This is a genomic window from Citreicoccus inhibens (assembly GCF_019039035.1).
Classification (GTDB): Bacteria; Myxococcota; Myxococcia; order Myxococcales; family Myxococcaceae; genus Citreicoccus; species Citreicoccus inhibens.
The window spans coordinates 1-10,788 of the sequence record NZ_JAHNZT010000023.1; the positions used below are offsets into that span (position 1 = coordinate 1).

General features: G+C 66.9%; 9 protein-coding genes and 1 pseudogene. 4 read left to right on the forward strand and 6 right to left on the reverse strand.

Annotated features, from left to right (window positions below; all coding sequences use genetic code 11):
- Both KRR26_RS37860 and KRR26_RS23705 read left to right on the forward strand, forming a co-directional pair.
- Positions 1–245 (forward strand): annotated as a pseudogene (locus KRR26_RS37860) (IS5/IS1182 family transposase); the annotation flags it as partial.
- A 368-nt stretch (positions 246–613) separates the two neighbouring features.
- Entirely contained in the window at positions 614–2,548 is a 1,935-nt protein-coding gene (locus KRR26_RS23705; RefSeq protein WP_236069136.1) for an amidohydrolase, read from the forward strand.
- Positions 2,549–2,737: 189 nt separating this feature from the next.
- On the opposite strand, the gene KRR26_RS23710 is transcribed toward KRR26_RS23705, so the two are convergent.
- The 3 genes from KRR26_RS23710 to KRR26_RS23720 form a co-directional block, all read right to left on the reverse strand.
- Entirely contained in the window at positions 2,738–3,088 is a 351-nt protein-coding gene (locus tag KRR26_RS23710; RefSeq protein ID WP_147423089.1) for a hypothetical protein, read from the reverse strand.
- 359 nt (positions 3,089–3,447) lie between these two features.
- Positions 3,448–3,975: a hypothetical protein gene (locus KRR26_RS23715; RefSeq protein WP_217080920.1), complete on the reverse strand. Its 528-nt coding sequence runs from the start codon at positions 3,973–3,975 to the stop codon at positions 3,448–3,450.
- 321 nt (positions 3,976–4,296) lie between these two features.
- Positions 4,297–4,824 carry a hypothetical protein gene (locus tag KRR26_RS23720; protein WP_217080921.1) on the reverse strand — a complete coding sequence of 176 codons (528 nt, stop codon included), beginning with the start codon at positions 4,822–4,824 and terminating at the stop codon, positions 4,297–4,299.
- 605 nt (positions 4,825–5,429) lie between these two features.
- Between KRR26_RS23720 and KRR26_RS23725 the strand changes: the two genes are divergently transcribed.
- Positions 5,430–6,176: a hypothetical protein gene (locus tag KRR26_RS23725; protein WP_217080922.1), complete on the forward strand. Its 747-nt coding sequence runs from the start codon at positions 5,430–5,432 to the stop codon at positions 6,174–6,176.
- An 18-nt stretch (positions 6,177–6,194) separates the two neighbouring features.
- On the opposite strand, the gene KRR26_RS23730 is transcribed toward KRR26_RS23725, so the two are convergent.
- Positions 6,195–6,815, reverse strand: a complete 621-nt coding sequence (locus tag KRR26_RS23730; RefSeq protein ID WP_217080923.1) for a hypothetical protein — start codon at positions 6,813–6,815, stop codon at positions 6,195–6,197.
- Positions 6,816–6,965: 150 nt separating this feature from the next.
- Here KRR26_RS23730 and KRR26_RS23735 point away from each other — a divergent pair, with 150 nt between their 5' ends.
- Positions 6,966–8,252: a hypothetical protein gene (locus KRR26_RS23735; protein WP_217080924.1), complete on the forward strand. Its 1,287-nt coding sequence runs from the start codon at positions 6,966–6,968 to the stop codon at positions 8,250–8,252.
- Between the two features lie 9 nt (positions 8,253–8,261).
- Here the strand turns inward: KRR26_RS23735 and KRR26_RS23740 are convergent, their stop codons facing one another.
- Both KRR26_RS23740 and KRR26_RS23745 read right to left on the reverse strand, forming a co-directional pair.
- The gene (locus KRR26_RS23740) at positions 8,262–8,705 is read right to left on the reverse strand and encodes a hypothetical protein (protein ID WP_217080925.1); all 444 of its coding nucleotides are present in this window, start codon (positions 8,703–8,705) and stop codon (positions 8,262–8,264) included.
- A gap of 1 nt (position 8,706) precedes the next feature.
- Entirely contained in the window at positions 8,707–10,524 is a 1,818-nt protein-coding gene (locus KRR26_RS23745) for a cytochrome c3 family protein (RefSeq protein WP_233577495.1), read from the reverse strand.
- Positions 10,525–10,788: the final 264 nt, after the last annotated feature.

Here is a 10,788-nt window from a genome sequence, read left to right on the forward strand (position 1 = left end):
TGCGCGAGCTGGCCCAGGAGTATGGCTTCACGCTCCGGGCCCCCAGACGACACTCCCAGGTGAGGCCCCGGTGCGCACCACGTCGACGCCCTTCGCCGCGATGGGTCGTCGAGCGAACCCACTCCTGACTCAACCGCTTCCGACGTCTGCTGGTGCGCTGGGAGAAGCGAGAGGACACCTACGTCGCGATGCTGCACTTTGCGCTGGGCATCATCACTTGGTTCCACGCGCTCCTACCGAAATAGGTTCTAAGGCCCCGTTGAAGTTTCTTGAATGCAGTCCACAAGGTCTAGACACACCAGGCCTCTCGGCAGTGCATCCCCTGACACGTCTGGCTCAGGCATTGACGTGTCAGGGCGCTTCTCGCCGCGAGAAACGCAGCCATGACACGTCAATCACATCCTTGACGTGTCAAACCCAGTGCCGACACGTCAACACGTTCGAACAAGTCCAGACGGCACGGCCACGAGTCTTTTCGCCTCGGACTTCAAACATCTGCCTTAGACTGAGGGCTCCTCCCAAAGGAGTCCCAATGGCTCATCACTCCACTCGAACTACTCGGAACCACGGCCACAAGCGACCCCATTCCCTCGCGACAATCGGTGCCGTCGTGATGCTGTCGTCTTGCGCGACGCGGGGAAGCGTCGCGCCAGCGGCTGACGACACCACTCTCTTCGTCGGCAAGATCATCACGCTGGATGGCAAGGGCACGATTGCTGGCGCCGTCAGCGTGGATGGACGCGGGCACATCGTGCAGGTCGGAAGCGCGGAGGCCCTGAGCGCGGGGCGCAGCGCCACTGCGAAGACCATCACTCTGGAGCCGGGGCAGGTCCTCATGCCTGGGTTCATCGACCCGCACCTGCACTTACTGCCGACGCTGCTCCAGAGCGTGCTGGGGACGCACAACCTGGCGCCGTGCCTCCCCCCGCCCTACAACGAGGCGTCCGCCGAGACGTGCGCGGCCCATACAGACCTCCTGGGCGCGCTGAACTCCATGAAGGTGGCCACCACGCCGGACACGGCCAAGATGTTCGTCCTCGGCATGAACCTGGATCCGTCCCGCCAGGCCTTCATCCCGAAGAAGTGCGGCGTCACGGTCACCACCGACTTCATGAAGCAGCCGAAGCTCTACGTGGACGCCTGTGTGTCCAAGGACCGCCCGGTCCTCATCCTCGACCAGTCGGGCCACCTCGCCTACGTCAACGACAAGGCCATCGCGGCGGTCTGCAAGGACAAGAAGCCGTGTACGCCGCCGGACTCGGTGACGAAGAATGGCGGCCACTGGGTCACGGATGCGAACGGCAACTTCACCGGCCTGATTGAAGAGGCCGCGGGATATGCGCCCTTCCTGGATGCCACCGAACAAGGCATCCTGATGAACACGACGATTCCGCAAGGGAGCATCAAGGAGGTCCAGGAGGCCATCCAGTCCCTGCGCAAGGCGGGACTCACGACGGTCGCGGACGGCGGACTGTCGAGCCGCTCGCAGCTCGACATGGTGAAGATCCTCGCCGAGAACCCGAACTTCCCGCTGCGTGTCACAGGCGTGGTGACCCACCTCGCCGCCGCGGCCAAAGAGAAGGACCACGTCACGATCGAGAAGGAGCTTCAGCCCACGGGTCCCACCTGCGACCCCAAGGCCGATCCCCAGTGCGTGCTGCCCAAGTGGCTGGGCGCCGGGGCCATCAAGCTCTGGGTGGACGGTTCAACCCAGGGATGCACCGCCCTGCTCGAGAAGCCCTATGTGTATAATGCCAAGGGCCACTGCCCCGACGCCAACGAGGGCCAGGGGGATTTCAAGAACACGCAGGCGCTCGTCGCGGCCATGCGCACCCTCTGGAACCGTGGCGGCTGGCGCTTCCAGCTCCACGCCAATGGCAATCAGGCCAACCAGTGGGCGGTCGAGGCGTTGGCCCAGCTACAGTCCGAGCACGTCAACGACCATCGGATGCTGCTCATCCACAACACCGTGGGACAGGAGTCGGTCTCCCGGGCGATTGGCGAGCTGCGCAAGGGCACGTATGCCCTCACCCAGACGACCCGGGCCCCGAGCGTGGACGTGCGGGTGACGCACCTCATCGGCCACGTGGCCTACTGGGGCGATGCCCTCTCGCAAATGCTTCAGAAGGATGGCGCCCTGGGCGGCGGTGACATCGATCCCGTGGCGTTCGACCGGCGCTTCGACATCCCCTTCTCGCTCCACAGCGACTCGATGGTGACCCCGGCCCGCCCGCTGTGGTTCGTGGAGCAGGCGGTCACCCGCCGCACGTGGGCCTACCCCGACTTCAAGCAGACCTACGTGCTCGGAGCCGAGCACGCGATGACCGTCGATGAAGCCCTGCGCGCGGTCACCATCGAGCCGGCCCGCCAGCATGAACTCGACAAGTGGGTCGGGAGCATCGAACCGGGCAAGGTGGCGGACTTCGTCGTGCTCGGCGCCAACCCGCTCGACTTCGATCCCGCGAACCATGGCGACCCGACGCAGATCAGCAAGATCGCGGTGATCCGCACCTACGTGAACGGACAAGACACCTCCACGCAGAACTGAGTGAAGGCCCGTGGCGCGCCGTCGCATCACGGACGACGCGCTCGGTGCGACGGTCACGGCAATGAAGCCGCGCTCACCCGACGAGCCACACTTGTCGGGTGAGCTGCGACTTCAGATTCGCGAGGCGCCCGCGCCCATTCAGAGGCGCCCGCGGCGTGGCGCCAAAGCGTCGCGCGTTCCGTCCCGTCCTCATCGTGTGCAAAACCTCGTCCTGGGCACTTCTCCGCGCCTCGGATTGGAGGTCCATCTGCGCGCCGTGCAATGACAGTTCGTCGCGCAGCCGTCGGAATGCACATTACCCCGCTCCAGGGTGTGGTTCTCCAGCCCTCGAAATACCCCGGCTCCGGATACCTGAAGCAGGTGCTGGGTCAGCTTCGAGTTGGTCCCGCAGGCGAAGCCGCTCGTCGCGACGACGTTGAACGACCCATCCGTGTTGCGCTTCACCGCGCCCACTTCCAGGCCGTCGCTGTCGCACGTCACGGTGTAGCCGGCGATCGACACGAGATAGACAGCCTCTCGAACCGTATCAATCGGCGTCAACAGGGCCTTGCTCCTATCGAGGGTCGCGTACGTGGCGACCTGGGCCCCCAAGGTCGCGACGAAGAAGAACGAGGGACAGCTCTTGTCGTCTCCACAGGTCCACCAATTGACCGCAGCCCGCGAAGACCGGGGGGCGAACGAAGCACGTCACGCCCGGGAGAAGAGCTGGCGCAAATGGGGGTATTCACGAGGAGACTCCAGGGAAGTGACACACGTGCCGGCAAGGCAACGCCAAAGCCAGAGTCGCGCCTCGAGCGTCAGGGCTCGTCGAGAATCAATGTGACGTCTGCGTCTTCGGGGCATCAGACCTGTCCACGCCGAAGAGGGGGCGACGCAGGTGGGACGCATGGCCTCTTGCATCACGGGTCTACTCCGACCGGACAGGTGCCCTCCCCTCGCTTCAGGACATGGCGCTCTCGCTCTTCGACGTCGCCCGCGGGCTCGACGTGGAGCACGACCTGCGTCAGGTCCGTGCCCTCGCAGCTCACGAACCCTTGATTGGCGATGACATCGAAGGAGCCATCGGGATTGGCCCTCACGCCGCCCTGCTCCACCTTGTGCGGCACGTAGGTGTAGCCCAAGGAATAGACGAGCAACGTGGCATCCTGCGCAGTGTCGATGTCCCCCAACAACACCCGAAGCGCATTCACCGTGGCGTACGTGTGAATGTCGTCGCCTTGGGTCGTGACGACATAGAACTCCGAGCAGGTCTCCGTGCAGAAGCGATGGAATCCCCGAGAAGACGCCGTCTGCTTCAGGTACTCCTGACACAACGGGACGTCCGTGGCCCTTCCGCAGGTCTCTCCCGCCTCGGACACCGTGATGAACGGCGAATCGCTCGGCGCGACGCGGGCAACCGTTCTCCGCAGCGCAATGGAGTCCGGCATGGAGGGGAGGTGCAGCGCATCGAGGGCAGGATGGCCGCTCTGATTCACCTGCACCTCGGTGAATCCCTCGACGTCGACGCGGTCGTCGACCTCAGCACCCCCACAGCTCGCGAGCCACATCAATGAGGCCAGTGAGAGACGCAGAATCGGATGGGTGCATTGGTGCAATGGAGTGGTCGTCACGAGATGTCCCCCTGAGAGTGGAAAGCGCGCGGGCACAGCAATGGCAGTGCCAAACCGAGGCCAAGGAGGAACCTCACCTGCGAGCCTCAGAGAGTTGAGGTGGCGTCAGGTTCCTGAGAGGGCGAGCCCCGGCTGGGGCTACTCGGCCTCAGCCTCGATGAGGCACTCGATGGCCCCCCCGTAGACCCGGTCATAACGGTAGCCCGTCAACGTCTCGCAGATCTCGATGGGGAGAGAGAAGACGTAGTCCACGCCACGGCCTTGGGCGCGTTGCTTCGCGAGCAATCGCTGTCGAATCTCCATGTAGCAAGGGGGTGGCGTGCCGGTTGCTTCGATGTTGAAGCGGCTCTCGCTCGCGTTGTGCTCGACCCTCCAGAGCATGGCTCCGCCGCGATATCCCCTGGCACTGGAGCCCATGCAGGTCTCATCCGCAACGCACTGGAGGACCTCTCCCTGTTTGGACAACTCGCGCGGAATGTCCTCGTCAAAGCCCATGAAGTACGTGCTCATGGAGTTGAAGGAGACGAGGTTCCAGCCAGAGGACAGAACGGTGCTGGTGATCGCATCCGACTCGGTGTTCGACGGCGCCTTCGCCAACTGGAATGCCGACCACAGCGCGTCCATCTCGATGCCTCGCGTCGCGACCCAGGAAACGTGAAATCCCAAGAGATGCCCCCTCGTGATGCGCCACCCGCTCCGGCGGGTTCGTCTGTGTGATGGCCAGAACGCTACCAGGGGCGTCTGACAGCGCGAGGGTGAGACTCCCCCAAGCGTGGTTCGCACCGGCTCCCATCATCTGATGAGCGCGCCCCTTCTCCCCGGACTTTCGCGCAGGGTTGGGGGTGGAACTCGCGGCCCACGCCGGCATGGCCCCGCGCATGGCCGGCGACGCCTGCAGCACGGCGGTAATACGCGCCCACGCCGGTGGCCGAAGTCCGCTCCTCCCACCCCTCCTGGGTGAGGGGGCGGGATGGCCTTGGGGGCCCCGCGATGACTGGCAACAGTTTGTCTGGAACTTTTCCACCCAATTCCATGCCTCTGGCGTTGGCCAGGGGGTGTCTTGCATTTCGATTGAGCCAGCCACCGGACGCACGCTAAGCCTTGGGATCATGGCCAAAACAGGACTCCCCCTTGTCGTGGCATTGGTTGCACTGACTGGCTGTTCACCTGACGCGGGGTCGAACTCCGGCACTCCCTTGCTGGAGACGACTCCCGCGCGGCTTGCTCGCGGCTGCCCGCTTCCGGAGCACCCCACGCCGGAGTGCACCGGCGTGCCCCCGGGAACGGTGCTGACGGACTTGCCGCTCAATGACTCGGGAACCACCTACCGAGTCACCACCGCGGGCGCCGTCATCGATGGCAGGCACATCGCGGGGAACCTCCTCATCGCCGCCAACAACGTCACCGTCGTGAACAGTCAAATCGACGGCACGGTCATCAACGAGTACGGCCCCAATCACTATCCGTTCACCATCACTGACTCGACCGTCGGTCCGGCGACCGGCTGCATCACCGCCCCCGGCGTGGGCGAGTCCTCGTACACCGCGCTGCGCGTCCACGTGCGCGGCCATGACGATGGCTTCCGGATGTCTGGCAACACCGTGACCATCCGCGACTCGTTCGTGAAGCAGTGCGCCAATGCCACCAGTCACGCGGACGGCCTCCAGGCCTACTGCCCCGACGCGGCCTGCACCCACCTCGCCTTCGAGCACAACACCGTCGATGCGCGCGGCATCGATGCGACGTTCATGGTGAACTTGGTGGACCCCAACGTCGGCGAGGTCTCCGTGCGGGACAACCTCCTGATGGGCGGCGCGTTCACCCTCGTCACCGAGTGGCACTCGGGCACCGCGTGGGAGATTCATGACAACCGCATCGTCAACGGAGCCTGGACCTATGGCCCCGCGAGCGCCGAAGGAACGTGCAGCCACCAGAACTGGTCTGGCAACTCCCTCGTGACCATCGACGCCTCCTACGCCATCACGTCCACCGTCAGCGCGCTCCCCTGCATTGATTAGGGGCAGGCCACGACAGCGCTACACGGGGACCCCGGGGAGGAAGGCGCGCTCGTAGTCCGCCAGCAACTCCGGGAAGGCGACGCACTTCTGGGACTCGGGATACACGCCCGTGGAGTAGCGGATCGCCGCGTAGCTCCAGATTTCAGTGAACAGGGCCAGCCGTGCCTCGCGTGGCGCACGGCGCACATGGTCGTGGAACGCGAGCACCTCCCCTTCGAGCGAGAAGGTCCGCAGGTAACGCGCGTGCGGAACGATGTCGTGCGCCACGCGGAAGATGCAGTTCTCCTCGGGCGTCCACAGCGGGTGCTCGCAGTGCTCGGTGTTGATCTCCAGCCGTCCTCGCTCCATGTCCGCGAGGATGTCTTCCGGTCCGAAGTACACCGTGCGCGTCGAGTACGTGATGGACAAGCGCGACTGCACGAACGCGTAGACTTCTCGCGCGTGATGGAGCAGCGCTCGCCACGAGTCCGCGTGGGCCGGATCCACCTCCCGCGCATCTGCCTTGTAGGCCTGGGTCACCCGCGTCGCGAACGCGAACAGGGGCTCCGTCTGGAAGCGCTCGGGGACAGGGTCGGGATAGGCCACTTCGGGGAAGTACGCATCCAGCCCCGCCCACAGGTCGCGCATCGCTGAAGTCATCACACCTCTCCGACCTTCCACGATATCACTTCGAGCGAAGTCGCCGTGTGGGAGATGCTCCGCCTCCCATTCGTCGATGGCGTTCATTGGCGCGGGGACTTCCGCGTCCGCACTGGACCTCGCACTCGGGTTGAGGCTTGCTGTCTGAGCATGAGCTCCCATCCCATCGATCCAGTCGAGCGTGAGCGCCGCCTCGCGCGGCTCGCCGCGGCGCTGAATCGCGAGCAAGCCTCTCCGCCTCCGGCCCAGCAGGACTCCGGGCCGAACGTGCCCGTCATCGCGGGCTGCGTGACGCTGGCGGTGGGACTCATCACCGTGGCCATCTCCACGGGTGACTGGGCTTGGGTGATCCCCGCGCTCATCCTCGGCGTCTTCGCGGGCATCGCGGCCCTGGGGCGCTCGAGCAACCTCATCACCAGCAACCTGCCCGCGGGCCTCGTGCCAACGGATCCCACCCAGGCTCGCATCGGCATGGGCGCGGAGGTGGCCGAGGACGCGGTGGTCGAGCCCGGCGCCACCGTCGAGATGGGCGCCACCATCGGTCCTGGCGCCGTCATCCGCAGCGGCGCGGTGGTGCGCATGGGCTCCACCGTCTTGGACGGCGCCCTCGTGGAGGAGGGAGCCATCGTCTCGTGGGGCTCGACCGTCCACGAGGACGCGGTGGTCGGGCGCGGGAGTGTCGTGGGCGCGGGCTCCACGGTGACGGAGGGCGCACACGTCCCCCCGGGACAGCACCTCATGCCCGGCTCGACCTGGGCCACTCGGACGAGCCCCCCAGCCATGTCGTCGAGTTCCCCCCCACCTCGCGCGACGGAGCCCACGCGCGGCGCCGAGGTGGATCCCCGCCAGGTGAGACTGGATGGCATCTGCGACCGGCTGGAGGCAGAGCTGCGGCAGTCCTCACCCGACCTGCGGGCCGCGATGGGCGTGTCCGAATCGACGGTGACGGCCCTTCGACAGATGTGCCATCGCGTGCTCTCGCGCGAGAAGTTGCTGCGCGCGGAGGCGGCGCCCGAGACGATGTCCCTCCTGGAGCAGGAGAAGGCCGAGTTGGAGCGCAAGCGAGACGCCGCCTCCGACGCCGCCGTGCAGCGCTCGCTCGGCAGCGCGGTGCAGGCCATCTCCGAGCAGCAGCGGCACCGAGCGCTCCTCCAGAAGAGCGCGGACCGCCTGGACGCCGAACTGACGCGCCTGCAGTGGACGCTGGACGGCATGTCCACCCAACTGGTCCGCCTCCGCAGCGCGGGCCTCGAAGCCACCTCGCCCGACGCGAACACGTTGGACGGACTCCAGCAACTCTACGGAGAGATCGACGCCATCGCCGAGGGGCTCGAGGAGGTCGCGAAGGTCGATCAACAGGTCCACGGCTTCGAGCCCATCGCGGACATCGGCTCCGAGTCTTCGCCCGCGCCGGCGAGCCGCACGCGCACGCGATAGCGCCGGGCCCTAACCGCGACGCCGCCAGGTGCCCAGCATCTGGAGCGCCACCGCGACGAGCACCGCCACCGCCCCCACCGGCGCGAACACGATGCCGAGGGATGGATCTCCCTCCGGGTGCGCGATGCCACCCAACAGGAAGCCGAGCGGCAGCGCGAGACTGCCCGCGCGCAGCAGTCGCGAGGCCCACGCCCGGCTCGCTTCGCTCAGCGCGGGCGCCTCCGCCCACCCAACGTAGACCAGATGCAGCAACCCCAGCGCCGCGCCATGAAAGTGCGCCAGGGACCAGAGGCGGTGCGCCCAGGCATCGCCCACCAGCGGGGCCCAGCGAAAACCCTCCATCGCCTCCAGTCCCACGCCAAGGGTGAGCGAGACGAACAGCAGGGTCCAGCCCCAACGCGCATGGGCGCGCGGGCGGTCCTCGGTGCGCAATTGCGTCTGCGTGTCCGTCACGTCACTCGCCTATCTGGATCGCGGGTTGGGCCGCGCGCCGTCGAAGCAGCTGCTCGATGATGAGGGGACGCGGCCTGAGCGCGTCGTCCAGCGGGACGGCCGCGTCCGGGCGAGGAATGCCTCGCGGGTCCAACTTCTCCCACCACTCCCGCCACTGGGCAATCACGGCGGCGCGCTCGGCGACAGGCGCTTGGAAGTCGAAGCGCGGCAGCCGCGCGGAGGAGCCCGCGAGCGCCGGACGCACCCCACCCGCCTGGGTCACGAGTCGCTCCAAGGATTGCCAGGCCACGCGACGGACCGCGGGATAGTCGTCCTCCAAGGCCTGGGTGAGGAAGGGCACGGCCCAGAGCCGCGCCAAGGGTTGAGCGGTGGCGCTGCGTGCATCCCCCAGCGCCGACGCCGCGACCACACGCTGCACCACGTCCCCAGCGAGCAGCGCGCGGATGCTCTCGGCCACGTCGAAGCTTGAATCCACTGGGAGGTCCTCGCGGGGCGGCAGGCCCCGCTGCGCCTGGAGCGTGGTGGCCGCCCACTTCGCGCTCCGGTCGGTGTGACACAAGGTGCAGGCCTCCGGCATCTCCTGTCGCCACGCGCGCGATGGGTCCGGCGTCTGGATGCGATGCGAGGGATGCACCGTCATCACGCCATAGACCATCTTCGGCATGTGGCAGGCGTAGCAGTCCGTACCCGCCGAGCCCTCGCGGTGACGGCTGTGCCCGGCCGCGCGCGCGACGAGGTCCGCGTGGCAGCTCCGGCACGCCTCGGGTCCGCGCATCTCGGGTTCGAGCATCCCGCGAGGATCCCCCGCGTGCATCGCGTGGCAGTGCGTGCACGTCAGCCCGCCGCGCTGGAAGTCCTTCGACAACAACAGGCCCTGGTACTCATAGGCCGTCAGACGCGGCGTGCCGTCCCGCCAGAAGCGCAGCGACACGTCCACGCCTTGGAGGTGACTGTCACGCTGCAGCGGCGCGGTGTAGCGCGAGAGGTCCTCTCCCGCAGTGTACGGATCGCCGTTCGACAGGAACTCGCGGATGCGCGCCAACGGCTCCGGCGTGCGCTGCCCGTGGCAGTGGCCACAGACCTGCACACGAGGCAGCGCGTCCAGGCGCTCCGGATTCAGGATGGAGAGGTCCGAGGCCCCTGAGTAATGCAGGTAGTAGCGACGCACCGGTGAGGTGTTGCGCGCCACGTGCTCGGCCCCCGGGCCATGGCAGGCCTCGCAGGCGATGCCCAGCTCCGCCACGTGACTGTCGAAGCGGGCGCGCTCCCAGTCGTAGCCCGGCTGCGCCTTCACGTTGTGGCAGAAGATGCAGTTGCCATCCCAGAGCGAGCGGTGCGCGTTGAAGTCCAGCCCATCCGGGTCCAGGAAGCCCGCGCTCAGGTGGAACCAGCGCCGACCTTCGATGTCCCACGCGACGGGCAAGCGGATGTACCGGTCCCCCTCACGCACCAGGTACTGCTGCACCCGCCGAGAGCCCACCGTGCGCGCCACCACCTGCTGGCGGATGCGCCCTTCTCCATCACGCGTCTCGACGAGGAAGTGTCCCCCCTCGCGAAGGAAGCGCGAGGTGACCCCCTCCACGGTGAGGCTCACGCCGCGGAAGTCGCCCAGCACCGAGTCCGCCGTCGCCTCCTGCGTCATCGTCCGATGGAACGTGCGGCGCCAGCTCTCCTCGTGCACGGGATGACAGGCCCGGCACGCGTCGGAGCCGACGTACTCGACGGGCGCCAACGCCACCGGAGTCCGCACGTCGCGAGCCGCGGAGCGCACGCGCCACACGAGCAGCCCCGCCCCCAACGCGATCGCGAGTCCCCACACCAGGACACTCCCGCGGCTCCCCTCACCCCGTCGCCTCATGAGGTCAACTCGGCCCCGGGCTTCACGCGCTTATTCCTGTGATTTCCTGAGATGCATTCACCGTTCTTAATCCGGCCTTGATCAATTGTGATTCCGACCCACGCATGGTACCAAATCCGCTCCGGCGGGATTGATCCGTTGGAGCAACACGGGCCAGCGAATTGGACGACAGGTCGCGGCCCGACATGCGGGGCCACACTTGAAGAATCAATCTGCAACGCGACG

Bases quoted from the DNA above. Each gene is read 5' to 3' on its own strand.
- KRR26_RS23705 (WP_236069136.1), top strand. From the start codon at position 614: ATGCTGTCGTCTTGCGCGACGCGGGGAAGCGTCGCGCCAGCGGCTGAC.
- KRR26_RS23715 (WP_217080920.1), bottom strand. From the start codon at position 3,975: ATGCCGGACTCCATTGCGCTGCGGAGAACGGTTGCCCGCGTCGCGCCG.
- KRR26_RS23730 (WP_217080923.1), bottom strand. From the start codon at position 6,815: ATGACTTCAGCGATGCGCGACCTGTGGGCGGGGCTGGATGCGTACTTC.
- KRR26_RS23735 (WP_217080924.1), top strand. From the start codon at position 6,966: ATGAGCTCCCATCCCATCGATCCAGTCGAGCGTGAGCGCCGCCTCGCG.